The sequence below is a fragment of the Pseudomonas sp. SWI36 genome (assembly GCF_002948105.1).
Classification (GTDB): domain Bacteria; phylum Pseudomonadota; class Gammaproteobacteria; order Pseudomonadales; family Pseudomonadaceae; genus Aquipseudomonas; species Aquipseudomonas alloputida.
Genome location: NZ_CP026675.1, coordinates 4,507,112 through 4,533,096 on the forward strand (window position 1 = coordinate 4,507,112; position 25,985 = coordinate 4,533,096).

The window sequence follows — 25,985 nt, forward strand, 5'->3', positions numbered from 1 at the left end:
GGTTCGGTGACGCCTCCCACCGCTGCCCAGCGGGATTCGCGAGGCGGAGAGAAGCTCCATGAGTTGCCCACGTACCAGTGTCTGTTTGAGCCCTTTGCCTGCCAACCAGGCGTCCCGCACACCGCGCATCCTGCTCGGCGGCCGGCATCAGCCCACCCTTTTGCGTCATCTTGAAGGCCTGTCACGGCGCAAGGGACAGGCGCGTGCCTTTCTGATCCAGTTCGCCGATAGCGACTGTCACCTCGCGCAGTATGGCAATGACCGTTTCGACCTGGCTGTGATCCAGGCGCCGGCACCGGACGAAGCCGCCGAAGTCATCGGCCATCTCACCCGCATCGCGCGTCAAGGCCTGATTACCCGCCGCTGAGGAATGCGCTATTGAGCACCAATATCATCACCACAGAAGGCCATGAGGCGCTGAAGAAAGAGCTGGACCACCTGTGGCGGGTGTATCGTCCGGAAATCACCCAAAAGGTTGCCTGGGCGGCTTCGTTGGGTGACCGCAGCGAGAACGCGGACTACCAGTACAACAAGAAGCTGCTGCGCGAAATCGACCGCAGGGTGCGATACCTGCGCAAGCGGCTTGAAGATGTGAAAGTGGTGGCGTACTCGCCCGAGCAGGAAGGCAAAGTGTTTTTCGGTGCCTGGGTTGAGATCGAAAACGACGAGGGCGAGACCATGAAGTTTCGCATTGTCGGCTACGACGAAATCTACGGGCGCAACGATTACATCTCGATCGATTCGCCCATGGCCCGTGCCTTGCTGAAGAAGGAGGAGGGTGATGAGGTGGTGGTGCATACACCTACCGGTGAAGCGACCTGGTATGTGAGCAGCATCCGTTACGGCCAGGGCGTCTCGACGGACTGACTGGCCCGTCTTGCGTCAGCTTGAGGCATGTGCTGTCCCGGTAGAAGCGCTGACAGCCAGGCCTCAAGCCTCGCGCAACACCGCCAGCGGGCTGGCATTCAACGCCCGCCGTGTTCCCAGCACCCCAGCACCACCCACCACCAGTGCCCCCGTCAGCGGCAACACCAGCAGCCACGGGTGCGGGCTCCACTGCAAATCGAAGGCATAGCGGTACAGCACCCAGGTAATCAGTTCGCAGCCCACGGCCGCCAATAGCCCGCTGGTCGCACCCAGCAGGCCGAACTCGATTCGCCGGGCCTTGACCAGCAACGGCCGCGCCGCGCCCAGTGCGCGCAACAGTGCGCCTTGGCGAATACGCTCGTCCAGCGTGGCCTGCAAGCCGGCGAACAGCACTGCCAGCCCGGCGGCCAGCACGAACAGCAACACATACTCCACCGCCAGGGTTACCTGGGCGAGAATGCTGCGCAGCTGGTCGAGCAAGGCATCCACCTGCAGGATGGTCACCGCCGGAAACGCCCGTGACAGCGCGACGACATCCAGGTCATGCCCCGGTGCCAGGTAGAAGCTGGTCAGGTAAGTGGTCGGCAGCCCCTGCAGCGTGCCAGGCTGGAAGATCATGTAGAAGTTCGGCTGGAAGCTGTCCCAATGCACGTTGCGCAGGCTGCTCACGCGGGCCTGGCGCTGCTGGCCGCCAATATCGAACGTCAGCAGGTCGCCCATCTGCAGTTTCAGGCTGCTGGCCAGCTCCGCCTCCACTGAAACCCCGGGGATGTCGTTGTCGGCTGGCAAGGCTTGCCACCAGTTGCCGGCGGTCAGCACGTTGCCTTCGGGCAACTCGGCGGCCCAGGTCAGGCTGAGGTCGCGCTGCACGGCGCGCTCGCCCGCCGAGTCCTTGCTGACCACCTGCTGTACCGGTTTTTCATTGATTTGCACCAGGCGCCCGGGCGTTACCGGGTACAGCGGCGCTGAAGCGGCATTGACCTGGTGCAGGTGTTGAATGAACGGCTCACGGTCATCTGGCAGGATGTTCAGGGCGAAGTGGTTAGGCGCATCCTTGGGTAGCTGTGCTTGCCAGGTATCGAGCAGCTCTGCGCGCAGCAGGGCGACCAAGGCCATGGCCAGCAGTATCAGGCCGAATGCCAGGGCCTGGCCTGCTGCCGCCATGGGGTGGCGCAATAGCTGGCCAAGCCCCAGACGCCAGGTGAGTGGCGCACCGGCCAGCAGCTGGCGCAGGCTGCGTAAACCGAGCAACAGCAGGCCGCCGAGCAGAAGTGCGGCGACCAGGCCGCCACCGAGCAGGGCGAAGGTGAGCAGCAGGTCGAGGCTCAGGCGCCACATGATCAGGCCCAGGGCGAGCAGGGCGGCGCCGTACACCAGCCAACTGCTCGCAGGTATCGGCAGCAGGTCACGGCGCAGCACGCGCAGTGGCGGCACCTGGCCCAGCGCCGCAATCGGCGGCAGGGCAAAGCCAGCCAGTGCCACCAGCCCGGTACCGATACCTGCCAGCGCGGGAACGATGCCGCCAGCGGGCACCACGCTCGGCAGCAAGCCGTGCAGCAGGCGGAACAGGCCCAGCTGAGCCAGCCAGCCGAGCAAGGCGCCGGCCAGGGCAGCGACCAGGCCGAGCATGGTCAGTTGCAAGCAATACAAGCCCAATGCCTGGTGGCGCGACAGGCCCAGGCAGCGCAGCAGGGCGCTGGCGTCCAGTCGGCGTGCAGCATAGCGACTGGCCGACAGTGCCACGGCCACGCCTGCCAGCAGCACAGCTACCAGGCTGGCCATGTTCAGGTAGCGTTCGGCTTTGCCCAGCGCGCCGCCGATCTGTTGGTTGCCATCGCGGGTGTCACGCAGGCGCTGGTTGGCGGCCAGGTCTTTTTCCACGGCCTGACGGTACTGCGCCAGCGCCTCGGCATCGCCGCGCCACAGGTCGCGGTAGGTGACCCGGCTGCCCGGCTGGATTACGCCGGTGGCCTCCAGGTCGGCCAGGTTCATCATCACGCGCGGGGTAAGGCTGTAGAAGTTGTTGGCGCGGTCCGGTTCGTAGGTAAGCACGCGGCTCATGCGCAGGGTTTTCATACCCACGTCGATGCTGTCGCCGATTGCCAGCCCCAGTGCTGCCAACAGGCGCGGTTCGACCCACACTTCGCCAGGGGCAGGCCCGCCGCCGGGTGTTTCTTCGGCATAGGGTGCCGGAGCGCTGCGTACTTGCCCGCGCAACGGGTAGGCGCCGTCGGCGGCCTTGACGCTGGACAGCTGGATGCCATTGTCGCCGCCGACCACGCTGGTGAACTCGACCACGTGTGCGTGGCGCAAGCCCATTGCCTTGCCGGCATCGAGTTGTTGCTCGCGGGCCGGGGCGCTGCCCTGCAGTACCAGATCGGCGCCCAGGAACTCGCTGGCGCGCAGCTGCATGGCGCCGTTGAGGCGGGCGCCGAAATAGCCGATGGCGGTGCTGGCGGCTACCGCCACCAACAGGGCAAAGAACAGCACGCGCACTTCGCTGGCGCGAACATCGCGCAGCAACTGGCGCAGTGCCAGGCCACACAGGCGGGACAGCGGCATACGGCTCACCAGACCTCCATCGGCGCCACAAGGCGGCCCGCGTCCAGGCGGATCTGGCGCCGGCAGCGGCGGGCCAGGCGTTCGTCATGGGTGACCAGCACCAGGGTAGTGCCGCGCTCCTTGTTCAGCTCGAACAACAAGTCGCTGATGCGCTCGCCAGTGTGGCTGTCGAGGTTGCCGGTGGGCTCATCGGCGAACAGCACCGCAGGCTGCGCGGCGAAGGCGCGGGCGATTGCCACGCGCTGCTGCTCGCCGCCCGAGAGCTGCCGAGGTGTGTGGCTCAGGCGCTTGCCCAGGCCGACCCGCTCCAGCAAAGTGCGAGCCTGTTCGCGGGCATCGCGGCGGCCGTCCAGTTCCAGTGGCAGCATGACGTTTTCCAGTGTATTGAGGCTGTCGAGCAACTGGAACGACTGGAACACGAAACCCACATGTTCGGCGCGCACACGGGCACGCTGGTCTTCATCCAGTGGCCCCAGGTCGTGGCCGGCGAGCATGACGCTGCCAGCGCTGGGCCGGTCGAGGCCGGCGAGCAAACCGAGCAGGGTCGACTTGCCAGAGCCCGAGGCGCCGACGATGGCCAGGCTGTCGCCTTGGGCCAGGTCGAGAGACAGTGCGTGGAGGATGGTAAGGTCACCTTCCGCGCTGGGGACCACTTTGCTAAGGTTCTGCGCAACGAGAATGCTGGGGCTCATGGAGAATCCGATGCGAGTGTGGTGGTTGAGTGCCGGTCTGGCCCTGTATTGCCTGGCCCAGAGCGCAGCGGCAGGAACACTGCTGGTTGTTGGCGATAGTATCAGCGCCGGTTTTGGCCTGGATAGCCGTCAGGGCTGGGTGTCTCTCTTGCAGGCCCGCCTCAGGGACGAAGGTTTTGACGACAAAGTGGTCAATGCTTCGATCAGTGGTGACACCAGCGCAGGTGGCCAGGCGCGGCTGCCGGCGCTGCTTGCAGCCCATAAACCGAGCCTGGTGGTGCTGGAGCTGGGCGGCAACGATGGCCTGCGCGGGCAGTCGCCTGCACAATTGCAACAAAATCTTGCCTCGATGATCGAGCATTCGCGTCAGGCAGGGGCCAAGGTGCTGCTATTGGGCATGCGCCTGCCGCCCAATTATGGTGTGCGTTACACCACCGCCTTTGCCAAGGTGTATGAACAGCTGGCAGCGGACAAACAGGTTCCTTTGGTGCCGTTTTTCCTCGAAGGGGTAGGGGGAGTGCCTGAACTGATGCAGGCTGATGGCATCCATCCGGCCCAGGGGGCTCAGCAGCGCCTGCTGGAAAATGCCTGGCCAGCGATAAAACCCTTGCTGTGAAGCTTTAAACGGGGCCGCCTTTGGGCTAATGTTGCGCCCCCCGTTTCGAGTGCTCCAAATGCCGCGCCCTGCCTGGTCCCTGTATGCCTATCAACTGATCGAGCCCGACGAGCAGCTCGACCTGTTCGCCTGCCAGGAAAGCCGCGTCCACCTCGTGGCCCGTCAGCTCGAGCTGGGCGTGCCGGTCGACCGTACTTTGTGTGGCGGCCTGCTGCCAGCCCAGCCGCGTTGGTCGGGGGTGCCGCGATCGATCTACCGCGATGGTCGCCTGTGTGAGCTGTGCCGTGCCATCCTCGATGCCCAGCGACGTGGCATGCGTCCGGTGTGGCCAGAGCTGCACGGCAGCTGAACGAAAAGCACCTTTCATCATCTGAAACGCTTGCAACGTGCCAATGCCTCCCGCTTGCATCGGCACGGGTGTACAATCGACCCTCTTGACCCACCTTTCGAAGGATTTACCGGATGTTGCCGCGCTTTCCTGCCGTCACCCGTAGCCTGTCCCTGGCCGCCCTGTTGGTAGCGGGCCCCGCTGCTGCGCTGGAGCTGCCACTGCCACCGCCCGGTGAAGACATCGTCGGCCAAGTGCATGTGATCAAGGCAAAGTACGAGGACACGTTCGCCGATATCGGCACCGCGAACGACCTCGGCTACCTGGAAATGATTGCCGCCAACCCCGGCGTGGACCCTTGGCTGCCGGGCGCCGGCACCGAGATCATCCTGCCGACCCGTTTCGTCCTGCCGCCGGGCCCGCGCGAAGGCATCGTCATCAACCTGGCCGAGTACCGCATGTACTACTTCCCCAAGGGGGAGAGCGTGGTGTACACCTTCCCGCTGGGCATTGGTCGCGAGGGGTGGGGGTCGCCGATCGCCAACACCCGGATCACCGCCAAGACGCCCAACCCGACCTGGACGCCGCCCGCTTCGATTCGCAAAGAGCACGCCGAGGACGGTGACATCCTGCCGACTGTGGTGCCGGCTGGCCCGGACAACCCGCTGGGGCCGTTCAAGTTCACCTTGGGCGTACCGGGCTACCTGATCCATGGTTCGAACAAGAAGTTCGGCATTGGCATGCGCACCAGTCACGGTTGCTTCCGCATGTTCAACAACAACGTGCTTGAACTGTCGAAGATGGTGCCGGTGGGGACTCCGGTGCGCATCATCAACGAGCCTTACAAGTTCGGTATCAGCGCTGGCAAGGTCTATCTTGAGGCGCACACGCCGCTGGATGACCAGGGTAACCCGTCGGTTGTCGACAAACACACCGCAGTTATCAATGCCTTGCTCAAGCGCGAAGACCTGGCCAATAACCTACGCATGAACTGGGACATGGTGCGTGACGTGGTGGCTGCAGAAGATGGTATGCCGGTAGAAATTGCCGTGCCGGTGGAAAACCAAGGGGCCGCACCGATGGTGACGAGCATTCCGCCCGAACTGCAGTAAGGTAATTTCGGCGTACCCAGGCCTGCCCTTAGTGCAGGCCTTTTCGTACCTGCTGACCGCGTTTGTCGGTTTCAAAGGCAATAAAAAAGCCGACCCACAAGTGGGTCGGCTTCTTAACAATCCGTGAGGATTATTACTTGCGGCTGGCTTTGTCCAGCATACGCAGGGCGCGCTCGTTGGCTTCGTCAGCGGTCTGCTGAGCCTTCTGAGCGGCTGCCATTGCGTCGTCAGCCTTACGGTAGGCTTCGTCAGCACGAGCTTGAGCGCGAGCTGCTGCGTCTTCAGTCGCAGTCAGACGAGCTTCGGTTTCTTTGGATACGCTGCTGCAACCGGTAGCCAGAACTGCGGCCAGAGCCAGAGCAGAGAATTTCAGAACGTTGTTCATCGTGTTCCCCTTCAAGGACTTTCTATTAAATAGCCATCTCTCAGGAAAGAGAAACTGGCCGGCGTACATAGTACCCATTACTTGTAGTAAGTAAACTGACAGAGCGCAAGAACTGCAAAAAAAATGTTGCTTGACTCCGCGCCGACAAGATTTGCGACGTGTCTGTGAAAAAAATCTGCAGGGTTCGCAAGCGGTTGTGGTACAGGAACTTTTTTGTTGAACTAAGGGTGACTTTAACTGTCGATCAGCGTCTTAAGCCCTAGTACATCCGGTGGCTGTTGGGCGGGCTTGGGAAAGTCGCCTACGCGGCGGTTTAGCCTTTTTTAACCGCCAGCACCTTGAGCAATCCCGCTTGCGGTGCCTACTATCTTGTCAGTGCCAGACGATCCGAACGATTACAATCGTCCAATGGTCGAAGCGGCAACAGGTGGCGTAGAGGATTCTGTGCCGGATAAACCACCATCGGTTAAGGTAAGGGTCTGCCGAGAAGACCTGCGAGGAGTAGTGATGAGCGAAGCGCTGACCATCCACCATGACCAGGCCGGTCATCAGTTCGAGACCAACGTGGACGGTCATCGTGCCTACTTGACGTACATGGATCTGGGCAAGCAGACGCTGGACATCTATCGCACCTTCGTGCCCAACGCCCTGCGCGGCCGTGGGATCGCTGCCGCCCTGACCGAGCGGGCTCTGGAGTACGCCGAGCAGATGGGTTACACGGTGATCCCGTCTTGCTCGTATGTGGAGCGTTACATGGAGCGCCAGCAGCGGCATTCGAGCAAGGCCTGAGCTGACGACAGGCACCAGACACAACAAAAAACGCCGGGCAGTGCCCGGCGTTTTTCATTCCCGCAATGTTCAGCCGCGCTTACGCTGCGGCAGCACATCCTTGAGCTTGGCATGCATGCTGCGCAGCGTTTTCTCGGTAGCCGACCAGTCGATGCAGGCGTCCGTGATCGACACGCCATACTGCAAATCGTCCAGGTTTTTCGGAATGGACTGACAGCCCCAGTTCAGGTGGCTTTCGACCATCAGGCCGATGATCGACTGGTTGCCTTCGAGAATCTGATTGGCGACGTTCTCCATCACCAGCGGTTGCAGGGCCGGGTCCTTGTTGGAGTTGGCATGGCTGCAGTCGACCATGATGTTGGCCTTGATCTTGGCCTTGGCCAGGTCCTGTTCGCACAGGGCGACGCTGACCGAGTCGTAGTTCGGCTTGCCATTGCCGCCGCGCAGTACCACGTGGCCGTATGGGTTGCCCTTGGTGGTGACGATCGACACGCCGCCCTCCTGGTTGATGCCCAGGAAGCGGTGCGGCTTGGACACCGACTGCAGGGCATTGATGGCAACGGTCAGGCCGCCGTCGGTACCGTTCTTGAAACCCACCGCCGAGGACAGGCCCGAGGCCATCTCGCGGTGTGTTTGCGATTCGGTGGTGCGGGCACCGATGGCCGACCAGCTGATCAGGTCTTGCAGGTACTGCGGCGAAATAGGGTCGAGCGCTTCGGTGGCGGTCGGCAGGCCCATTTCGGCCAGGTCCAGCAGCAGCTTGCGGCCGATGTGCAGGCCGTCCTGGATCTTGAACGAGTCATCCAGGTACGGATCGTTGATCAGGCCTTTCCAGCCGACGGTGGTGCGCGGCTTTTCGAAGTACACGCGCATGACCAGGTACAGCGTATCGGACACTTCTTCGGCCAGCACTTTCAGGCGCTCGGCGTATTCGTGGGCTGCCTTGATGTCGTGGATGGAGCAAGGGCCGACCACGACGAACAGGCGATGGTCCTTGCCGTCGAGAATATTGCGCACCACTTCACGGCCGGCAGTCACGGTCTGCAGGGCCTTGGCGCTGAGGGGGATTTCCTTCTTGAGCTGATCAGGGGTGATCAGGGTCTCGTTGGAGGCAACGTTCAAGTCATCGATCGGTAAATCAGCCATCGTGTTACTCGTCAGGTCACGGGTGCCGGCCGCCAACTATCCCCGTGCGGCCCAGCAGCAAGAATAATCGCAGCGGGGAGCCGAACCTTAGCGCGTTACAGATGGCACGACAATGGGCTGAACCCAGTCATTGTGGGGTTTTTACCTGAGCGAGGGTGTTGCGCGCGAATGGACTGCCCAGCGCTACGTAACCTGTGTAAAAAGAGTGCTGACCCTTTACCTGGAGATTGGCATGCATTCGCACCCCCCTCGCATCGGCATCATCGGCAGTGGCGCCATCGGCGGCTTTTATGGGTTGATGCTGGCCCGGGCCGGTTTCGATGTGCATTTTCTGTTGCGCAGCGAGTACCAGGCCGTTTGTGAGCGCGGGCTGAGCCTGGACAGTGCCGTGCATGGCGCAGTGCACATGAATGTGCAGGCTTACGTCAGTGCCGCCGACATGCCGCCCTGTGACTGGCTCCTGATCGGGGCCAAGGCCACCAGCAACGAGCAGTTGGCGCCGTTGATCGTCCAGGCTGCTGCGCCCGGCGCCAAGGTGGTGCTGTTGCAGAACGGCCTGGGTGTCGAGGAGCAGTTGCGTCCGGCCTTGCGCAGCGACATGCACCTGCTCGGCGGCCTGTGCTTCATCTGTGTCAACCGCCAGGCTCCAGGTGTAATCCGCCACCAGGCGCTGGGGGCGGTCAACCTGGGGTATCACAGTGGGCCGGCCACCGATTTCGGTGTCGCGCTGGTGAATGAAGGCGCCGGGTTGTTCCAGGCTGCGGGGATCGACTCGCAGGCCATGCCGAACCTGGCCTTGGCGCGCTGGCAGAAGCTGGTGTGGAACGTGCCTTACAACGGGCTGTCGGTGCTGCTGGGGGCCAGCACTTCGCCACTGATGGCCGACAGCAATAGCCGCGAGCTGATACAGGCCTTGATGGCCGAGGTGGTGCAGGGGGCGGCAGCCTGTGGCCATGTACTGCCCGCGGGCTATGCCGAGCACTTGTTCCAGGTGACCGAGCGCATGCCCGACTACTGGCCGAGTATGTATCACGACCATGTCCACAAACGCCCGTTGGAGCTGGAGGCCATTTACGCTGAGCCGCTGGCACGCGCACGGGCGGCAGGCTGCAGCATGCCGCGCACTGAAATGCTGTACCAAGCGCTGAGTTTCATCGACAGCAGCGACCGGCCGGCCTGAGGGTGGCCGAGGCTTCGGCGGGGCCCTCCAGCCCACGGCAGCAGCGCGCCGGACGGCAAAGCGAGCGTCCGGCGCGCTGCTAAGCTGAAGCTTGCTCTGCCGCTGCGGCAGTCGAGGAGGTCGAATGATCCGCTCCATGCTGTACGCCACCGACCTCGGTGTCTACGCCCCTTTCGTGATGCAACACGCGCTGGCCCTGGCGCGCACGTTCGGTGCCGAGTTGTATGTGATCCACGCGGTCGAGCCGATGGGCCAGTTCGCCGAATCCCTCCTGCAAAGCTACCTCGATGAGCAGACGCTCGATCAATTGCACAGCCAGGGGGTGAACACAGTGATGGCGAACATAGAGCAGCGTGTGCTGGAAAACTTTCGCGACGAGTTGGGCGAAGAGGCTGACCTAGCGGTGATCAAGGCCGTGCGTGTGCGTCAGGGCGACCCGGCGCAGGTGATTCTCGACCAGGCCCAGCGGCTCAGCGTCGACCTGTTGATATTCGGTAGCCACAGTGCCGGTGCCGGGGTGGATGTACCGCTGGGGCGCACGGCGGTGCGGCTGCTGCAGCTGTCGCCGGTGCCGGTGTACATGGTGCCCTTGGCGCAGCATCTGGGGCGTAGGAAAACGTGAAGATAGGTGCAGTCCATTTCCGCGGGCATGTAACAAAATAGTTCTAGATTTATTTCCAGAACCACTAATATAGTTATATATCGTCGCTGCCTGCTGCCGCGGACTCACCGCTGAACCGAGGGAAACCTATGAAGCTTCAACAACTGCGCTACATCTGGGAAGTGGCGCACCATGACCTCAACGTCTCCGCGACGGCGCAGAGCCTGTATACCTCCCAGCCAGGTATCAGCAAGCAGATCCGCCTGCTCGAAGACGAATTGGGTGTTGAAGTCTTTGCCCGCAGCGGCAAGCATCTGACCCGCGTTACCCCGGCCGGTGAGCGCATCATCAATACCGCAGGCGAAATCCTGCGCAAGGTCGAGAGCATCAAGCAGATTGCCCAGGAGTTCTCCAACGAGAAGAAGGGCACGCTGTCCATCGCCACCACCCACACCCAGGCGCGCTATGCGTTGCCGCCGGTTATCAGCAGCTTCATCAAGCAGTATCCGGAGGTGTCCCTGCACATGCATCAGGGGTCGCCCATGCAGATTGCCGAGATGGCTGCGGACGGTACGGTCGATTTCGCCATCGCCACCGAGGCGCTGGAGCTGTTCGGCGACCTGATCATGATGCCGTGCTACAAGTGGAACCGTTGCGTTGTGGTGCCACAGGGGCACCCACTGGCCAAGCTGCCGAAACTGACCCTGGAAGCCGTCGCCGAATACCCGATCGTCACCTACGTGTTCGGTTTCACCGGGCGCTCGAAGTTGGATGAGGCTTTCAATCACCGCGGCCTCACGCCAAAAGTGGTCTTCACCGCGGCTGACGCCGACGTGATCAAGACGTATGTGCGCCTGGGGCTGGGCGTGGGTATCGTTGCCGGCATGGCTGTGGACGCCAAGCTCGACAGTGACTTGGTGGCGCTGGATGCCAGTGAGCTGTTCGAAGCCAGCATCACCAAGATCGGCTTCCGTCGTGGCACCTTCCTGCGCGGCTTCATGTGCGACTTCATCGAGAAGTTTGCCCCGCACCTGACCCGTGAAGTGATGGCCAAGGCCATTCAGTGCCATAACAAGCAAGAGCTGGAAGAATTGTTCGAAGGCGTCGAACTGCCGGTGCACTGATTCGGGGGGTGATGGGGTCGCTGTGGGAGTAACGGCCCTTGCTCAATGTCTAAAAGCTGGCGCGATCCCTGTGGGAGCGGGCTTGCCTGCGAACACGGGCGAAGCCCGTGCCATCCACCGCGGTGTCTTCTTCGCGGGTAAACCCGCTCCTACAGGCCGCCCTAGCTATCTCAAGCCTTGCTGATCAGGTTGCCCGCATGCAACCCGCATTCCTTCTGCGTCGACTCTTCCCACCACCAGCGCCCTTCACGCTCATGCTGGTTTGGCAGCACCGGGCGGGTGCATGGCTCGCAGCCAATGCTGATGAAGCCACGCTCGTGCAGGCTGTTGTACGGCAGCTCGAGCATGCGGATATAACCCCATACCTCTTCACTGCTCATCTGCGCCAGTGGGTTGAACTTGTACAGCGTGCGCTCAGGCGTGGAAAAGGCGCTGTCGATTTCCAATGCCGCCACCTGGCTGCGGGTGCCCGGGCTTTGGTCGCGGCGCTGGCCGGTGGCCCAGGCGCTGACGGTGGCCAGCTTGCGTCGCAGCGGCTCGATCTTGCGAATGCCGCAGCACTCGCCATGGCCGTCCTTGTAGAAGCTGAACAGGCCCTTTTCCTTGACGAACGGGTCGAGCTTGGCGCGGTCGGGGCTGAGGATCTCGATGGGCAGGTTGTACTGTTCGCGTACCTGGTCGATGAACCGGTAGGTCTCCGGGTGCAGGCGCCCAGTGTCGAGGCTGAATACCTTTACCTGCTTGTTCAGCTTCCAGGCCATGTCGACCAGCACCACATCCTCGGCGCCGCTGAAGGAGATCCACAGGTCATCACCGAAGTGCTCGAAGGCAAGCTTGAGGATGTCCTGCGGGGACTTGTTGGCATAGGTCGCGGCCAGGGCGGCGACGTCGAAGGGTTGGCTCATCAGGCGGTTTCCATCTTGGCTGTGGCGCTGTGCGCTCGTAGTAGGGGGATGGTAACAAAAAAATCGTGGTCTAGATGGGCTCACAAGCCCTGCAGGGTCTGCATCAGCACCCGCACTTTTGCGATCGACTCTTCATACTCGGCCTGCCACTGCGAGTCGGCTACCACCGCGCCGCCGCCCCAGCAACTGACCTGGCCATCTTTGATCAGCAAGCTGCGAATGGCGATCGAACTGTCCATTTCGCCGCGCACATCCACATACAGCAGCGAGCCGCAGTACAGCGCGCGGCGCGCGGGTTCCAGTTCGTCGATGATCTGCATGGCGCGGATCTTCGGTGCGCCGGTGATCGAGCCGCCAGGGAAGCTGTCGCCGATCAGGTCAAGCGCATCCTTGTCGCTGGCCAGCTGGCCGGTGATGCTGCTGACCAGATGGTGCACATTGGGGTAACTCTCCAGGCTGAACAGTTCCGGTACCTTCACTGAGCCAATCTCGCACGTGCGCCCCAGGTCGTTGCGCAGCAGGTCGACGATCATCAGGTTTTCCGAGCGGTCCTTCGGGCTGTGCAGCAGCTCCTGGGCATTACGCTGGTCTTCCGCCGGGTCGCTGGCGCGTGGGCGGGTGCCCTTGATCGGCCGGGTTTCCACCTGGCCCTGGCTGACGCGGATGAAGCGCTCGGGCGAAAAGCTCAGCAGGGTACTGCCGTCGGCCAGTTGCTGGTAGCCGGAGAAGGGGGTCGGGCAGGCCTGGCGCAGGGCCTGGTAGGCCCGCCATGGATCGCCTTGGCAGGGTGCGCGAAAGCGTTGGGTGAGGTTGATCTGGTAGCAGTCACCGGCCTGGATGTAGCGTTGTACCTGGTCGAAAGCGGTTTTGTATTGCTCCGGCTCCAGGTCACCGGCCATCGGCGCGAGCAGCCGGAAGTCGCCGGTGGTGGCGCTGGTGTCCTGGAACAGGCTGATCAGGCGTTCGCGCTCGTCGCCGGCCAGGCTCGGGTGGAACACCAGCTGGCTGGTGCCGAGCAGATGATCGCTGACCAGTGCCCAGGCATACAGGCCCAGTTGTGCGTCTGGCAAGCCCAGGTCGTCCACGGCCAGACTTGGCAGGTGTTCCAGGCGGCGGCCGAAGTCGTAGCTCAGGTAGCCGATCAGGCCCCCGGCGAAGGGCAGCTCTACACCGTTGGGCAAGTCGGCGTGGCCCAGTTGTGCCAGGCCAGCGCGCAGGCGCTGGAGGAAGACGCGGCCATCTTCATCGGGCTGCGCCTGCAGTTGTTGCAGCGGCCAGGCGCTGAGCAGGTCGAAACGCCCGCGTTCGGCACCGGGGCGCGCGCTGTCGAGCAGGATCGCACCGGGGGCCTGGCGCAGGTGGGCGAAATAGGCGGCAGGGTCGGGCTGGTAGGGCAGGGGGTGTAGCGTGCAGGTCGGCATCAGTATGGACGGCGATGTAAAAGCGAGGAGGGCGATTGTAGACCTGTGCAGGAAAAGCGCCTAGCGCTGGGTACGACATTCAACATTGTGTTTGGCCCATACGCAGCACAAGGCAGTTCCTGCAGGTTGAGCGAAGCGCATGAATCAACTGCAGTGCTTGCAAGAGCAACCTTGTGCTGCGAATGGGCTGCAAGGCAGCCCCTGTATTTCAGCGGCTGGGCACATGCCCGAACAGACCCTGTGCTACCCGTACCCGCTGCTCGGCGTCTTCGGTCACACCCTCCTTGGCCAGTGCTTCGATGTGCGCCTCGATGGCATGGGTGCGCTGAGTCAGGCCGCAATCGTTGGCAATCTGGATGTTCAGCCCCGGGCGGGCGTTGAGCTCGAGAATCAGCGGGCCCTTGTCCTGGTCAAGCACCATGTCCACGCCGATATAGCCCAGGCCGCACAGTTCATAGCAGCCAGCGGCCAGCTTCATGAAACCGTCCCAGTTCGGCAGTTGCACGCCGTCCACCGCGTTGGTGGTGTCCGGGTGCTTGCTGATGATGTTGTTCAGCCAGGTGCCGCGCAGGGTCACGCCGGTGGCCAGGTCGACACCCACACCGATGGCGCCCTGGTGCAGGTTGGCCTTGCCGCCGGACTGGCGAGTCGGCAGGCGCAGCATGGCCATCACCGGGTAGCCCATCAGTACGATGATGCGGATATCCGGTACACCTTCGTAACTGATGCTCTTGAATATCTGGTCCGGGGTCACGCGGTACTCGATCAGCGCGCGGTCGCGGTGCCCGCCGAGGGAGTACAGTCCAGTGAGGATGCTGGAAATCTGGTGCTCGATTTCCTCATGGCTGATGATCTTGCCCGACACTGTGCGGTAGCGGTCCTCGAAGCGGTCGGCGATTACCAGGATGCCGTCACCGCCGGCACCTTGCGCCGGCTTGATGACGAAATCGCTGCGGCCGCCGATGATCTGGTCGAGCTTCTCGATCTCTTTTTCGGTCTCGATGATGCCGTACATTTCCGGCACATGGATGCCGGCCGCCAGTGCGCGCTCCTTGGTGATGATCTTGTCGTCGACGATCGGGTACAGGCTGCGCTTGTTGTACTTCAGCACATAGTCCGCGTTACGCCGGTTGATCCCCATGATGCCCCGGGCCTCCAGGGCTTTCCACGTCTTGATGAGGCCAAACATCAGGTGTCTGCCTTGTTCAGGAAGGCCTTGAAGCGCACGAGCTCGGTCAGGCGGTAGCCGCGATAACGGCCCATCGCCAGCATGAAGCCCACCAGGATCAGCAGCACCGCCGGGAAGGTGAACACGAAGTACACCAGCTCCGGCACCATCATCAGCAGGTGTGCCAGGGAGGCGGCGAACAGGGTGCCGATGGCCACTTTCATGGCATGGCCGCCACCACGCTCCTCCCAGGTGATCGACAGGCGTTCGATGGTCATGGTCAGGATCACCATCGGGAACAGCGCTACCGACAGCCCGCGTTCAAGGCCCAGCTTGTGGCTGAACAGGCTGATGGCGGCAATCAGTACCACGACGAAGGTCAAGACCACCGACAGGCGTGGCAGCATCTGCAGCTTGAGGTGTTCCAGGTACGAGCGCAGCGACAGGCCCAGGGCTGTGATCACCGTGAACAGCATGATACCGAAGCCCAGCTGGGTTTCGCGGAACGCCAGGGCGATCAGCACCGGGGTGAATGTGCCCAGGGTCTGGATGCCGATCAGGTTGCGCAGCACCAGGATCACCAGCACGCCGATCGGGATCATGACCATGATCATGAAGGTTTGCTGGGTTTGCAGCGGCAGGCCGTACAGCGAGTATTCGAGGAAGTCGGCGTCGGTGTTCTCGTCGGTCAGCTTGGCCAGGCGGATGGCGTTCATCTCGCTGTTGTTCATGCTGAAGGTGACGGTGGCCTTCTTGCCGCCATCGACGGTGATCAGGTTGTCGTCACCGGTCCACCACAGCAGGCGGTCGCTCGGCAGGCCTTGCTCACCGGTGTCCGGGTTGAAGTACAGCCAGTCGTCGCCGTTGAAGCTGCGCAGCCACAGCTCCGGGGTTTGCGGGGTGTCGGCCAGCAGGCGGATGGTGTGCACCTTTTCCATCGGCACGTGGGCGATCGACAGCAGCAGGTCGATGACCTGGGCCTTCTTCATTGCCGAAGTGTCGCCGGCCAGCAGCAGCTTGACGTTGTCGTCGTTGAGGTTGTTGACCCGCTTGATGGTCTCGCTGACGAAGGTCTCGACGTCGGCCGAGTGCTGGCGTATAGGCGCCATCAGCGCTTCAGCGGCGATCTTCTCGGGGCCTTCGACGGCCAGGCTGTCACGGAAGGTCGGGCCTTTGACCTTGGTCTTCTCGTTGCTGTAGCGCTTGGTCAGTACCAGGCGGTAGTAGAGGGTCTGGTTGCCACTGGCGCGACGTGCCGACCAGGTAACCTTGCGGTTGCCGTCGGCACGGTTGATGCTGACCCCGTAGTTGTTGGAGATGAAGCTCTCGTTGAGGCTGACGTAGTCGCGGTTCAGCGGTGGCACGAACATCTGCACCTTGACCGGGTCCTTGCTGCTGGCCACGAACTCGACCTTGGCGTCGATGTTCCACAGGTCGTCGGTTTCATCCTCGGTCACCGGGATGCCGAGCACGAAGATCTGATAAGCCGTGACCGCCACGCCCAATAGCACCAGCACGGTGATCAGGACTTTCAGATGGAGGGTAAGAGAGCGCATCGGGATTACTCTGCTTTGGGAGCGTCGGTGGCACAGGCAGGTTTGCCGGCCGCATATTTAAGGCTTGGGTCAACCAGTGCGTCGAAGTGCTTGAGTGCCTCGGAACCGATCAGCAGCGGGAACTGGAACGCGCTGCGGTCGGTGAGGTTGACTTCGATGGTGCGCCTGGTCTGGCCCATGCAGATTTCGAGTTCGATGACCGGGCGGGCCGTGTAGGCCTTGCCCGATTCGGCATCATAGTCGCCGGCCCGGCGCTTGATCTTGCTGACGCGTGCCAGTGGGCGTTCGATCGGGTGCGAATGGGCCGCATCGATGGCGAGGTAGAAGCGTACCCAGCTTTCGCCATTGCGCTTGAACCGCTTGATGTCGCGGGCGCTGAGCGACGCGGTCTTGGCACCGGTGTCGAGCTTGGCGGCCACTTCCAGGTCCAGGTCGCCCAGATGTGCGTATTCGTTGAGACCATACACGGTCTTGCCCGCAGCCTGGCCAAGGGCCGGCAGCAGGGTGAGGCATAGCAGCAATAAAACGGGTGTAAGTCTCATATTCCTGGCGCGGTGCATTGCAAGGTTCTAGGCAAGGTTCAGGTCAAGGTGACTGGCAATTACTGCGCAAGCTTCCTCGTTTATCTGTCAACAGGCACGAATGCATGACAGACAGGCTATCCATACCCCATCGGAGGCGCGGCATTCTATCACGCCGACGTCTTGACGCCAGCGGTGCGCGATCTGACAGCGTTGAAGTGGTGATAGTTCGCGATTAGACGATTGTCGACAATGTTCATTTTGTCTTTGACTTGCAGGTCTTGTTTCGCTAGTTTCTGACCAAGAGTTTTAAAAGGTGTCGACAATATGCAGGACCTTTCCACCCCCGGCCCGGTGCTGACAGACGAAACGGAAACCCTCTCCGAAAACGTCTTCCGACGCATCCAGGCGGCCATTGTCAAGGGTGATATCGCCCCCGGCAGCAAGATTTCCGAGCCGGAGTTGGCGCGCACCTATGGCATCAGCCGCGGGCCGCTACGCGAGGCTATTCACCGCCTTGAAGGCCAGCGCCTACTGGTGCGCGTGCCGCATGTGGGCGCGCGAGTGGTATCGCTCAACCACGCCGAGCTGATCGAGCTGTACGAAATCCGCGAGTCGCTGGAAGGCATGGCCTGTCGCCTGGCCGCCGAACGCATGAGCCAGGCCGACATCGACGAACTGCGCCGGGTGCTCGACACCCATGAGCGCGATGCCGCGTTCCAGGCCGGCCTGGGCTACTACCAGCAGGAAGGCGACTACGACTTCCATTACCGGATTATTCAGGGTAGCGGCAACCAGACCCTGGTCAAGATGCTCTGCGGCGAGCTGTACCAGCTGGTGCGCATGTACCGTATCCAGTTCTCTGCCACGCCTAACCGGCCACGCCAGGCCTTTGCCGAACACCATCGCATTCTTGATGCCATCGCCGACCGTGACGGCGAACTGGCCGAACTCCTGATGCGCCGCCACATCGGCGCGTCCAAGCGCAATATCGAGCGTCACTACCTGGACGCCCACAACAACAGCACACGAGGTGAGAAATGACAGTCAAGAGCACCCCCGGTCAGCGTTTCCGTGACGCCGTTGCCGCTGAGCATCCGCTGCAGGTGGTTGGCGCCATCAACGCCAACCATGCCCTGCTGGCCAAGCGCGCCGGCTTCAAGGCCATCTACCTGTCAGGTGGCGGCGTGGCTGCCGGCTCCCTGGGCCTGCCAGACCTGGGCATCACTGGCCTGGACGACGTGCTCACCGACGTGCGTCGCATCACCGACGTGTGCGACCTGCCGCTGCTGGTGGATGTCGACACCGGCTTCGGCGCTTCGGCTTTCAACGTTGCCCGTACCGTGCGCTCGATGAGCAAGTTCGGCGCTGCCGCCATCCATATCGAGGACCAGGTTGGCGCCAAGCGTTGTGGCCACCGTCCCAACAAGGAAATTGTCAGCCAGCAGGAAATGGTCGACCGTATCAAAGCTGCCGTCGACGCCCGCAGCGATGACAGCTTCGTGATCATGGCGCGTACCGATGCGCTGGCCGTCGAAGGCCTGAACGCCGCTTTGGACCGTGCCGAAGCGTGTGTCGAAGCTGGCGCCGACATGATTTTCCCGGAAGCCATCACCGAACTGCAGATGTACAAGACTTTCGCTGATCGGGTGAAGGCACCGATCCTGGCCAACATCACCGAGTTCGGTGCCACGCCGCTGTACACAACCGAAGAGTTGGCCTCGGTCGACGTGTCGTTGGTGTTGTACCCGCTGTCGGCATTCCGTGCCATGAACAAAGCAGCCGAGAACGTGTATACCGCGCTCCGCCGTGACGGCACGCAAAAGAACGTGATCGACACCATGCAGACTCGCATGGAGCTTTACGATGCCATTGGTTATCACGCCTTCGAGCAGAGCCTCGATGCACTGTTTGCCCAGAAGAAGGGCTAAGCGCTAGCGCCCGAATTAGCCAGAAAGCATCCATAACAAATTCAAGAAAGGAGAAACACCATGGCCGAAGCAAAAGTACTCAGTGGCGCAGGCCTGCGTGGCCAGGTGGCCGGCCAGACTGCACTGTCGACCGTGGGCCAGGCCGGTGCCGGGCTGACCTACCGTGGTTATGATGTGCGTGACCTGGCCGCCGGTGCCGAGTTCGAAGAAGTCGCCTACCTGCTGCTGTACGGCGAGCTGCCAACCCAGGCCGAACTGGCCGACTACAAGCGCAAGCTCAAGGGCCTGCGTGACCTGCCGCAAGCCTTGAAGGAAGTGCTTGAGCGCATCCCGCGCGATGCCCACCCGATGGACGTCATGCGCACCGGTTGCTCGGTACTGGGCACCCTCGAACCAGAACTGACCTTCGAAGCCCAGCGCGACAAGACCGACCGCCTGCTGGCGCTGTTCCCGGCCGTGATGTGCTACTGGTACCGCTTCACCCACCATGGCGTACGCATCGACTGCACCACTGATGAAGACACCTTGGGTGGCCACTTCCTGCACCTGCTGCACGGCAAGAAGCCGAGCGAGCTGCACGTCAAGGTCATGAACGTGTCGCTGATTCTCTACGCTGAACACGAATTCAACGCCTCGACATTCACTGCCCGCGTCTGCGCGTCGACCCTGTCTGACTTGTACTCCTGCGTTACCGCAGCCATCGGCTCGCTGCGTGGCCCGCTGCACGGCGGTGCCAACGAGGCTGCGATGGAACTGATCGAACGCTTCCAGAGCCCGCAGGAAGCCACCGCCGAGCTGCTGCGCATGCTCGAGCGCAAAGACAAGATCATGGGCTTTGGCCATGCCATCTACAAAGAGTCCGACCCGCGCAACGAGGTGATCAAGGGCTGGTCGAAGCAGCTGGCTGATGAAGTGGGTGACAAGGTGCTGTACCCGGTGTCCGAAGCCATCGACAAGACCATGTGGGAGCAGAAGCGCCTGTTCCCCAACGCCGACTTCTACCATGCCTCGGCGTACCACTTCATGGGCATTCCGACCAAGCTGTTCACCCCGATCTTCGTCTGCTCGCGGCTGACCGGCTGGGCGGCGCACGTCTTCGAGCAGCGCGCCAACAACCGCATCATCCGCCCGAGCGCCGAGTATGTCGGCGTCGAACAGCGCCAGTTCGTGCCGATCGAGCGGCGCTGAATAGCTATAGAGAGGCAACCCGTTCCCCTTGTGGGAGCGGGCGTGCCCCCGAATGCGCCGGCCTTGCAACCACTGTGCACCTGCTGACGCATTCGCGGGCACGCCCGCTCCCACAGGTACGGTGAAACCTTCCGAATCCTGTGACCGAGCCTGATTCCATGATGAACACTGCATACCGCAAGCACCTGCCAGGCACCGACCTGGACTACTTCGATGCCCGCGCGGCGGTCGAGGCGATCAAGCCCGGCGCCTACGACGGCTTGCCATACACGTCCCGCGTGCTCGCCGAGAACCTGGTGCGCCGCTGCGACCCTGCTACGCTCGATGCCTCGCTGAGCCAGCTGATCGAACGCAAGCGCGACCTCGACTTCCCGTGGTTCCCGGCCCGCGTGGTGTGCCATGACATCCTCGGCCAGACTGCGCTGGTCGACCTTGCCGGCCTGCGTGACGCCATTGCCGATAAAGGCGGCGACCCGGCCCAGGTCAACCCGGTGGTGCCGGTGCAATTGATCGTCGACCACTCGCTGGCCGTCGAGTGTGGTGGTTTCGACCCGCAGGCCTTCGAAAAGAACCGCGCCATCGAAGATCGCCGCAACGAAGACCGCTTCCACTTCATCAACTGGACCAAGAAGGCGTTCAAGAACGTCGACGTGATCCAGCCGGGCAACGGCATCATGCACCAGATCAACCTGGAGAAGATGTCACCGGTGGTCCACAGCGACCGCGGCGTAGCCTACCCGGACACCTGCGTCGGCACCGACAGCCACACGCCGCATGTCGATGCACTGGGTGTGATCGCCATCGGCGTAGGCGGCCTGGAAGCCGAAAACGTGATGCTCGGCCGCGCCTCCTGGATGCGTCTGCCGGAGATCGTCGGCGTCGAGCTGACTGGCAAACTGGCCCCGAACATCACTGCCACCGACCTGGTACTGGCCTTGACCGAATTCCTGCGCAAGCAGAAAGTGGTCGGCGCTTACCTGGAGTTCCATGGCGAGGGTGCCCGCGCCCTGACCTTGGGCGACCGCGCCACCATTTCCAACATGGCCCCGGAATACGGCGCCACGGCGGCGATGTTCGCCATCGACCAGCAGACCATCGACTACCTGCGCCTGACCGGCCGTGAAGAGCAGCAGGTCAAGCTTGTGGAAACCTACGCCAAGGCCACCGGCCTGTGGGCTGACAGCCTGGGCGGCGCCGTCTACGAGCGCACCCTGAGCTTCGACCTGTCGAGCGTGGTACGCAACATGGCCGGCCCGTCCAACCCGCATGCCCGCGTCGCCACCAGCGACCTGGCAGCCAAAGGCATCGCCGGCAGCTGGGAAGAAGTGCCGGGGCAGATGCCGGACGGCGCGGTGATCATCGCTGCTATCACCAGTTGCACCAACACCAGCAACCCGCGCAACGTGATTGCCGCAGGCCTGATTGCGCGCAATGCCAACAAGCTGGGCCTGACCCGCAAGCCGTGGGTCAAGTCGTCGCTGGCTCCCGGCTCCAAGGCCGTGCAGCTGTACCTGGAGGAAGCAGGGCTGGAGAAGGAGCTGGAGCAACTTGGCTTTGGCATCGTCGCCTTCGCCTGCACCACCTGCAACGGTATGTCCGGCGCCCTGGACCCGGTGATCCAGCAAGAAATCATCGACCGCGACCTGTACGCCACTGCCGTGTTGTCGGGTAACCGCAACTTCGACGGGCGTATCCACCCGTACGCCAAGCAGGCCTTCCTGGCCTCGCCACCGCTGGTGGTGGCGTATGCCATTGCCGGTACCATTCGTTTCGACATCGAGAAGGATGTGCTGGGGGTGGTCGATGGCAAGGAAATCCGCCTCAAGGACATCTGGCCCAGCGACGAAGAAATCGATGCGGTGGTGCGTGCAGCGGTCAAGCCGGAGCAGTTCCGCAAGGTGTACATCCCGATGTTCGCCATCGAGGAAGACCGCGGGCCGAAAGTTGCGCCGCTGTATGATTGGCGCCCGATGAGCACCTACATCCGCCGCCCTCCCTACTGGGAGGGTGCCCTGGCCGGCGAGCGCACGTTGCGTGGCATGCGCCCGCTGGCGGTGCTGCCGGACAACATCACCACCGACCACCTGTCGCCGTCCAACGCCATCATGCTCGACAGCGCCGCCGGTGAATACCTGGCGAAAATGGGCCTGCCGGAAGAAGACTTCAACTCCTACGCTACCCACCGTGGCGACCACCTGACCGCCCAGCGCGCCACCTTCGCCAACCCCAAGCTGTTCAACGAAATGGTGCGCAATGACGATGGCAGCGTGAAACAGGGCTCGCTGGCGCGTATCGAGCCGGAAGGCAAGGTTACCCGCATGTGGGAGGCGATCGAGACCTACATGCAGCGCAAGCAGCCGCTGATCATTGTCGCCGGTGCCGACTACGGCCAGGGTTCGTCCCGTGACTGGGCGGCCAAGGGCGTGCGTCTGGCCGGTGTCGAGGCGATCGTGGCCGAAGGCTTCGAGCGTATTCACCGCACCAATCTGGTAGGCATGGGCGTGCTGCCGCTGGAGTTCAAGCCGGGCACCGACCGCAAGACCCTGGGCCTGGATGGCAGCGAAACCTATGACGTGCTGGGTGCGCGTACGCCACGGGCGACCCTGACCCTGGTGGTTACCCGTGCCAATGGCGAGCGCCTTGAGGTACCGGTGACCTGCCGTCTGGACACCGCCGAGGAAGTGTCGATCTACGAAGCGGGCGGGGTGCTGCAGCGCTTTGCCCAGGACTTCCTCGAAGCGACCGCCTGAGCATGAATCGGGGGCCGCTTTGCGGCCCTTTCGCGACACAAGGCCGCTCCCACAAAGGGCGGCGCAGTACCTGTGGGAGCGGCCTTGTGTCGCGAAAGGGCTGCAAGGCAGCCCCAGGGTATTTCACCGGACTATCAGGATGCCCAAGAAAATGGCACATGTACCCCAGATCAAAATCCCCGCCACCTACATCCGCGGCGGCACCAGCAAAGGCGTGTTCTTCCGCCTGCAGGACCTGCCCGAGCAGGCGCAAATTCCAGGTCCCGCTCGCGATGCGCTGCTGCTGCGGGTAATCGGCAGCCCCGACCCTTACGGCAAGCAGATCGACGGCATGGGCGGCGCCACGTCGAGCACCAGCAAGACCGTCATCCTGTCGCAAAGCATCAAGCCCGAGCACGATGTCGACTACCTGTTCGGCCAGGTCAGCATCGACAAGGCCTTCGTCGACTGGAGCGGCAACTGCGGCAACCTGTCCGCTGCGGTCGGTTCGTTTGCCATCAGCAGTGGCCTGGTCGACCCGGCGCGTATTCCGCGCAACGGTATCGCCACCGTGCGTATCTGGCAGGCGAATATCGGCAAGACCATCATCGCCCACGTTCCGATCACTGAAGGTGAAGTGCAGGAAACCGGCGACTTTGAGCTGGACGGAGTCACCTTCCCGGCGGCCGAGGTGCAGCTGGAGTTTCTTGACCCTGCAGCCGATGAAGACGGCGGTGGCGGTGCCATGTTCCCCACTGGCAATCTGGTCGATGACCTGGAAGTGCCGGGGGTCGGTACGTTCAAGGCGACCTTGATCAATGCCGGCATCCCGACCATTTTTGTCAATGCTGCCGATATCGGCTACACCGGTACCGAACTGCAGGACGCCATCAACGGCGATCCGCAGGCACTGCTGCGCTTCGAGACCATTCGCGCCTATGGCGCCGTGCGCATGGGGCTTATCGACAACGTCGACCAGGCTGCCGGGCGTCAGCACACGCCGAAAGTGGCGTTCGTCGCGCCGCCGAACACCTACACTGCCTCCAGTGGCAAGGCGGTGCAGGCCGGTGAGATCGACCTGCTGGTGCGGGCCTTGTCGATGGGCAAGCTGCACCATGCCATGATGGGTACGGCTGCGGTGGCAATTGGCACTGCGGCGGCCATTCCGGGCACGCTGGTCAACCTCGCCGCTGGCGGGGGCGAGCGCAGCGCTGTGCGTTTCGGTCATCCTTCGGGCACCCTGCGGGTCGGGGCCGAGGCACGCCAGGTGAATGGTGAGTGGACGGTAACCAAGGCAATCATGAGCCGTAGTGCTCGCGTGCTGATGGAGGGCTGGGTTCGCGTGCCTGGCGACAGCTTCTAACGCACCACTGGCGCTCGGCTTTAGTTCGTTGGGGCCGCCAAGCGGCCCTTCGCGGGCTTGCCCGTTCCCACAGGGTAACCACAGGTTCTGAATGCCGTGGTCAACCTGTGGGAGCGGGCAAGCCCGCGAAGGGCTGCGCAGCAGCCCCGGCAATTCTGAAGGGAGCTGGATATGAGCGCCAACGTAGACCTCAACGACCGCCCGGATTACGACCGGGTGCTACAAACCCTGGCCGATTACGCCCTCGGCTACCGGGTCGAATCCCGCGAGGCCCTGGACACCGCGCGCAACTGCCTGATGGACACCCTCGGTTGCGGCCTTCTCGCCTTGCGCTTCCCTGAGTGCACCAAGCTCCTTGGCCCCCAGGTGGAAGGCACGCTGGTCCCGAATGGTGCTCGCGTCCCCGGTACCTCCTATCGCCTCGACCCGGTCAAGGCCGCCTGGGACATTGGCTGCACGGTGCGCTGGCTGGACTACAACGACACCTGGCTGGCCGCCGAATGGGCTCATCCCTCGGACAACCTTGGCGGCATCCTTGCAGTGGCTGACCACCTGTCACAGAAACGGGTTGCCGCGGGTGAAGAGCCACTGCTGATGCGTGATGTGCTGGAGGCCATGGTCATGGCGCATGAGATCCAGGGCGTGCTGGCGCTGGAAAACGCCTTCAACCGTGTCGGCCTCGATCACGTGATTCTGGTGAAGGTCGCCTCGACCGCCGTGTGCGCCAGGCTGATGGGGGCCAATCGTGAGCAGATGCTCTCGGCCTTGTCCCACGCCTTCGTCGACGGCCAGGCCCTTCGCACCTATCGCCATGCGCCCAACGCCGGTTCGCGCAAGTCCTGGGCTGCGGGTGACGCCTCCAGCCGAGGTGTGCGCCTGGCCGACATCGCCTTGCGTGGGGAAATGGGCGTGCCGGGCGTGCTCACGGCGTCGCAGTGGGGGTTCTACGATGTTTCGTTCAGCCATACCAACAAAGACCTGGCGCTCAAGCCCGCCGGGCAGTACGAGCTGCGCCTGCCCCAGGCGTTGGGCAGCTATGTGATGGAGAACGTGCTGTTCAAGGTCAGTTTCCCTGCCGAGTTCCATGCGCAGACCGCGTGTGAAGCAGCAGTCACCCTGCATCCACTTGTGCGTAATCGTCTGCATGAAGTCGACCGCATCGTCATCACCACCCAGGAATCAGCGATCCGCATCATCTCCAAGAGCGGCCCACTGGCCAATGCCGCCGACCGTGACCACTGCCTGCAGTACATGGTGGCCGTGCCACTGATCTTTGGTCATCTGGTGGCCGAGCATTATGAGGACGCCTTCCATGCCAACCACCCCAGTATCGACCGCCTGCGCGAGAAGATGGAGGTGGTGGAAGACCCGCGCTTCAGTCGCGAGTACCTGGAGCCGGACAAGCGTTCGATCGCCAACGCGCTGCAGGTGTTCTTCAAGGATGGCAGCAGCACCGAGCAGGTGGTGGTGGAGTACCCGATCGGGCATCGTCGGCGGCGCGGGGAGGGGATACCGTTGCTGGAGGCCAAGTTCAGGGCCAACCTGGCGACCCGCTTTGCCCGGCAGCGGTGTCAGCAGGTTTTCGAACTGTGCAAGGACCAGCAGAAGCTGGAAGGCACGGCTGTGCACAGGTTCGTGGACTTGTTTGTGATATGAGGTGGCCTGTGCCGGCCGCTTCGCGGCTAAAGCCGCTCCTACAAGGGCATGCGCAGGTCTCGAACACCGTGGGGGCCCTGTAAGAGCGGCTTTAGCCGCGAAGCGGCCGGCACAGGCCAAAACAACAAAGCCCCGGCATCGCTGC

General features: G+C 62.8%; 24 protein-coding genes. 15 read left to right on the plus strand and 9 right to left on the minus strand.

Annotated features, from left to right (window positions below):
• Positions 1-58 precede the first annotated feature (58 nt).
• Entirely contained in the window at positions 59-367 is a 309-nt protein-coding gene (locus tag C4Q27_RS21540) for a hypothetical protein (protein WP_064493426.1), read from the plus strand.
• A gap of 11 nt (positions 368-378) precedes the next feature.
• Positions 379-867, plus strand: coding sequence for a transcription elongation factor GreB (greB, locus tag C4Q27_RS21545; protein WP_010953283.1), 489 nt, complete (start codon positions 379-381; stop codon positions 865-867).
• Between the two features lie 63 nt (positions 868-930).
• Here greB and C4Q27_RS21550 read toward each other — a convergent pair whose 3' ends face one another.
• Positions 931-3,438, minus strand: coding sequence for an ABC transporter permease (locus tag C4Q27_RS21550; RefSeq protein ID WP_104887341.1), 2,508 nt, complete (start codon positions 3,436-3,438; stop codon positions 931-933).
• A complete protein-coding gene (locus tag C4Q27_RS21555; RefSeq protein WP_104887342.1) occupies positions 3,435-4,121 on the minus strand; it encodes an ABC transporter ATP-binding protein in 687 nt (228 codons plus the stop codon). The genes C4Q27_RS21550 and C4Q27_RS21555 overlap by 4 nt, the downstream gene beginning before the upstream one ends.
• 10 nt (positions 4,122-4,131) lie before the next feature.
• Here C4Q27_RS21555 and C4Q27_RS21560 point away from each other — a divergent pair, with 10 nt between their 5' ends.
• The 3 genes from C4Q27_RS21560 (at position 4,132) to C4Q27_RS21570 (ending at position 6,177) form a co-directional block, all read left to right on the plus strand.
• A complete protein-coding gene (locus C4Q27_RS21560) occupies positions 4,132-4,737 on the plus strand; it encodes an arylesterase (RefSeq protein WP_020192893.1) in 606 nt (201 codons plus the stop codon).
• A 58-nt stretch (positions 4,738-4,795) separates the two neighbouring features.
• Entirely contained in the window at positions 4,796-5,086 is a 291-nt protein-coding gene (locus tag C4Q27_RS21565; RefSeq protein WP_014591666.1) for a hypothetical protein, read from the plus strand.
• A 113-nt stretch (positions 5,087-5,199) separates the two neighbouring features.
• Complete coding sequence (locus C4Q27_RS21570) at positions 5,200-6,177, plus strand: L,D-transpeptidase family protein (protein ID WP_020192894.1); 978 nt, start codon at positions 5,200-5,202, stop codon at positions 6,175-6,177.
• A 133-nt stretch (positions 6,178-6,310) separates the two neighbouring features.
• Here the strand turns inward: C4Q27_RS21570 and C4Q27_RS21575 are convergent, their stop codons facing one another.
• The gene (locus C4Q27_RS21575; RefSeq protein ID WP_003250288.1) at positions 6,311-6,562 is read right to left on the minus strand and encodes an Lpp/OprI family alanine-zipper lipoprotein; all 252 of its coding nucleotides are present in this window, start codon (positions 6,560-6,562) and stop codon (positions 6,311-6,313) included.
• A 507-nt stretch (positions 6,563-7,069) separates the two neighbouring features.
• On the opposite strand from C4Q27_RS21575, the gene C4Q27_RS21580 reads away from it, so the two are divergent.
• Positions 7,070-7,351: a GNAT family N-acetyltransferase gene (locus tag C4Q27_RS21580; RefSeq protein ID WP_003250290.1), complete on the plus strand. Its 282-nt coding sequence runs from the start codon at positions 7,070-7,072 to the stop codon at positions 7,349-7,351.
• A 69-nt stretch (positions 7,352-7,420) separates the two neighbouring features.
• On the opposite strand, the gene C4Q27_RS21585 is transcribed toward C4Q27_RS21580, so the two are convergent.
• Positions 7,421-8,497 (minus strand): 3-deoxy-7-phosphoheptulonate synthase, encoded by a 1,077-nt coding sequence (locus tag C4Q27_RS21585; protein WP_014591663.1) that lies wholly within the window; start codon positions 8,495-8,497, stop codon positions 7,421-7,423.
• Between the two features lie 232 nt (positions 8,498-8,729).
• Here C4Q27_RS21585 and C4Q27_RS21590 point away from each other — a divergent pair, with 232 nt between their 5' ends.
• From C4Q27_RS21590 to cysB, 3 genes are all read left to right on the plus strand, one after another.
• Positions 8,730-9,677: a putative 2-dehydropantoate 2-reductase gene (locus C4Q27_RS21590; protein WP_104887343.1), complete on the plus strand. Its 948-nt coding sequence runs from the start codon at positions 8,730-8,732 to the stop codon at positions 9,675-9,677.
• Between the two features lie 124 nt (positions 9,678-9,801).
• Entirely contained in the window at positions 9,802-10,299 is a 498-nt protein-coding gene (locus C4Q27_RS21595; protein WP_003250295.1) for a universal stress protein, read from the plus strand.
• A 128-nt stretch (positions 10,300-10,427) separates the two neighbouring features.
• Complete coding sequence (cysB, locus tag C4Q27_RS21600) at positions 10,428-11,402, plus strand: HTH-type transcriptional regulator CysB (RefSeq protein WP_010953293.1); 975 nt, start codon at positions 10,428-10,430, stop codon at positions 11,400-11,402.
• Between the two features lie 170 nt (positions 11,403-11,572).
• On the opposite strand, the gene C4Q27_RS21610 is transcribed toward cysB, so the two are convergent.
• The 5 genes from C4Q27_RS21610 to C4Q27_RS21630 form a co-directional block, all read right to left on the minus strand.
• On the minus strand, positions 11,573-12,307 hold the full coding sequence (locus C4Q27_RS21610; RefSeq protein ID WP_003250299.1) for a phosphoadenylyl-sulfate reductase: 735 nt from the start codon (positions 12,305-12,307) through the stop codon (positions 11,573-11,575).
• Positions 12,308-12,387: 80 nt separating this feature from the next.
• The gene (gene pabB, locus C4Q27_RS21615) at positions 12,388-13,728 is read right to left on the minus strand and encodes an aminodeoxychorismate synthase component I (protein ID WP_104887345.1); all 1,341 of its coding nucleotides are present in this window, start codon (positions 13,726-13,728) and stop codon (positions 12,388-12,390) included.
• Positions 13,729-13,936: 208 nt separating this feature from the next.
• Positions 13,937-14,917, minus strand: coding sequence for an alpha-L-glutamate ligase-like protein (locus C4Q27_RS21620; protein WP_064493421.1), 981 nt, complete (start codon positions 14,915-14,917; stop codon positions 13,937-13,939).
• Positions 14,917-16,452 carry an inactive transglutaminase family protein gene (locus tag C4Q27_RS21625; protein WP_014591660.1) on the minus strand — a complete coding sequence of 512 codons (1,536 nt, stop codon included), beginning with the start codon at positions 16,450-16,452 and terminating at the stop codon, positions 14,917-14,919. Before C4Q27_RS21625 ends, C4Q27_RS21620 begins: the two co-directional genes overlap by 1 nt.
• A 5-nt stretch (positions 16,453-16,457) precedes the next feature.
• Positions 16,458-16,994, minus strand: coding sequence for an ATP-dependent zinc protease (locus tag C4Q27_RS21630; RefSeq protein ID WP_010953297.1), 537 nt, complete (start codon positions 16,992-16,994; stop codon positions 16,458-16,460).
• Positions 16,995-17,300: 306 nt separating this feature from the next.
• Here C4Q27_RS21630 and C4Q27_RS21635 point away from each other — a divergent pair, with 306 nt between their 5' ends.
• The 6 genes from C4Q27_RS21635 to prpD all read left to right on the plus strand — a co-directional run bounded on the left by C4Q27_RS21635 (position 17,301) and on the right by prpD (position 25,840).
• Positions 17,301-18,017: a GntR family transcriptional regulator gene (locus C4Q27_RS21635; protein ID WP_003250308.1), complete on the plus strand. Its 717-nt coding sequence runs from the start codon at positions 17,301-17,303 to the stop codon at positions 18,015-18,017.
• Complete coding sequence (gene prpB / locus C4Q27_RS21640; RefSeq protein WP_012053054.1) at positions 18,014-18,904, plus strand: methylisocitrate lyase; 891 nt, start codon at positions 18,014-18,016, stop codon at positions 18,902-18,904. Before C4Q27_RS21635 ends, prpB begins: the two co-directional genes overlap by 4 nt.
• Positions 18,905-18,964: 60 nt before the next feature.
• Complete coding sequence (gene prpC, locus C4Q27_RS21645) at positions 18,965-20,092, plus strand: 2-methylcitrate synthase (RefSeq protein WP_104887346.1); 1,128 nt, start codon at positions 18,965-18,967, stop codon at positions 20,090-20,092.
• 161 nt (positions 20,093-20,253) lie between these two features.
• Entirely contained in the window at positions 20,254-22,842 is a 2,589-nt protein-coding gene (acnD, locus tag C4Q27_RS21650) for a Fe/S-dependent 2-methylisocitrate dehydratase AcnD (protein ID WP_019752043.1), read from the plus strand.
• 151 nt (positions 22,843-22,993) lie between these two features.
• Positions 22,994-24,184 (plus strand): 2-methylaconitate cis-trans isomerase PrpF, encoded by a 1,191-nt coding sequence (gene prpF, locus C4Q27_RS21655; RefSeq protein ID WP_104887347.1) that lies wholly within the window; start codon positions 22,994-22,996, stop codon positions 24,182-24,184.
• A gap of 171 nt (positions 24,185-24,355) precedes the next feature.
• Complete coding sequence (gene prpD / locus C4Q27_RS21660; protein WP_104887348.1) at positions 24,356-25,840, plus strand: 2-methylcitrate dehydratase; 1,485 nt, start codon at positions 24,356-24,358, stop codon at positions 25,838-25,840.
• The last annotated feature ends 145 nt before the right edge of the window (positions 25,841-25,985 follow it).

Bases quoted from the DNA above. Each gene is read 5' to 3' on its own strand.
- C4Q27_RS21540 (WP_064493426.1), top strand. From the start codon at position 59: ATGAGTTGCCCACGTACCAGTGTCTGTTTGAGCCCTTTGCCTGCCAAC.
- C4Q27_RS21555 (WP_104887342.1), bottom strand. From the start codon at position 4,121: ATGAGCCCCAGCATTCTCGTTGCGCAGAACCTTAGCAAAGTGGTCCCC.
- C4Q27_RS21560 (WP_020192893.1), top strand. From the start codon at position 4,132: ATGCGAGTGTGGTGGTTGAGTGCCGGTCTGGCCCTGTATTGCCTGGCC.
- C4Q27_RS21565 (WP_014591666.1), top strand. From the start codon at position 4,796: ATGCCGCGCCCTGCCTGGTCCCTGTATGCCTATCAACTGATCGAGCCC.
- C4Q27_RS21570 (WP_020192894.1), top strand. From the start codon at position 5,200: ATGTTGCCGCGCTTTCCTGCCGTCACCCGTAGCCTGTCCCTGGCCGCC.
- C4Q27_RS21575 (WP_003250288.1), bottom strand. From the start codon at position 6,562: ATGAACAACGTTCTGAAATTCTCTGCTCTGGCTCTGGCCGCAGTTCTG.
- C4Q27_RS21580 (WP_003250290.1), top strand. From the start codon at position 7,070: ATGAGCGAAGCGCTGACCATCCACCATGACCAGGCCGGTCATCAGTTC.
- C4Q27_RS21585 (WP_014591663.1), bottom strand. From the start codon at position 8,497: ATGGCTGATTTACCGATCGATGACTTGAACGTTGCCTCCAACGAGACC.
- C4Q27_RS21590 (WP_104887343.1), top strand. From the start codon at position 8,730: ATGCATTCGCACCCCCCTCGCATCGGCATCATCGGCAGTGGCGCCATC.
- C4Q27_RS21595 (WP_003250295.1), top strand. From the start codon at position 9,802: ATGATCCGCTCCATGCTGTACGCCACCGACCTCGGTGTCTACGCCCCT.
- cysB (WP_010953293.1), top strand. From the start codon at position 10,428: ATGAAGCTTCAACAACTGCGCTACATCTGGGAAGTGGCGCACCATGAC.
- C4Q27_RS21610 (WP_003250299.1), bottom strand. From the start codon at position 12,307: ATGAGCCAACCCTTCGACGTCGCCGCCCTGGCCGCGACCTATGCCAAC.
- pabB (WP_104887345.1), bottom strand. From the start codon at position 13,728: ATGCCGACCTGCACGCTACACCCCCTGCCCTACCAGCCCGACCCTGCC.
- C4Q27_RS21620 (WP_064493421.1), bottom strand. From the start codon at position 14,917: ATGTTTGGCCTCATCAAGACGTGGAAAGCCCTGGAGGCCCGGGGCATC.
- C4Q27_RS21625 (WP_014591660.1), bottom strand. From the start codon at position 16,452: ATGCGCTCTCTTACCCTCCATCTGAAAGTCCTGATCACCGTGCTGGTG.
- C4Q27_RS21630 (WP_010953297.1), bottom strand. From the start codon at position 16,994: ATGAGACTTACACCCGTTTTATTGCTGCTATGCCTCACCCTGCTGCCG.
- C4Q27_RS21635 (WP_003250308.1), top strand. From the start codon at position 17,301: ATGCAGGACCTTTCCACCCCCGGCCCGGTGCTGACAGACGAAACGGAA.
- prpB (WP_012053054.1), top strand. From the start codon at position 18,014: ATGACAGTCAAGAGCACCCCCGGTCAGCGTTTCCGTGACGCCGTTGCC.
- prpC (WP_104887346.1), top strand. From the start codon at position 18,965: ATGGCCGAAGCAAAAGTACTCAGTGGCGCAGGCCTGCGTGGCCAGGTG.
- acnD (WP_019752043.1), top strand. From the start codon at position 20,254: ATGAACACTGCATACCGCAAGCACCTGCCAGGCACCGACCTGGACTAC.
- prpF (WP_104887347.1), top strand. From the start codon at position 22,994: ATGGCACATGTACCCCAGATCAAAATCCCCGCCACCTACATCCGCGGC.
- prpD (WP_104887348.1), top strand. From the start codon at position 24,356: ATGAGCGCCAACGTAGACCTCAACGACCGCCCGGATTACGACCGGGTG.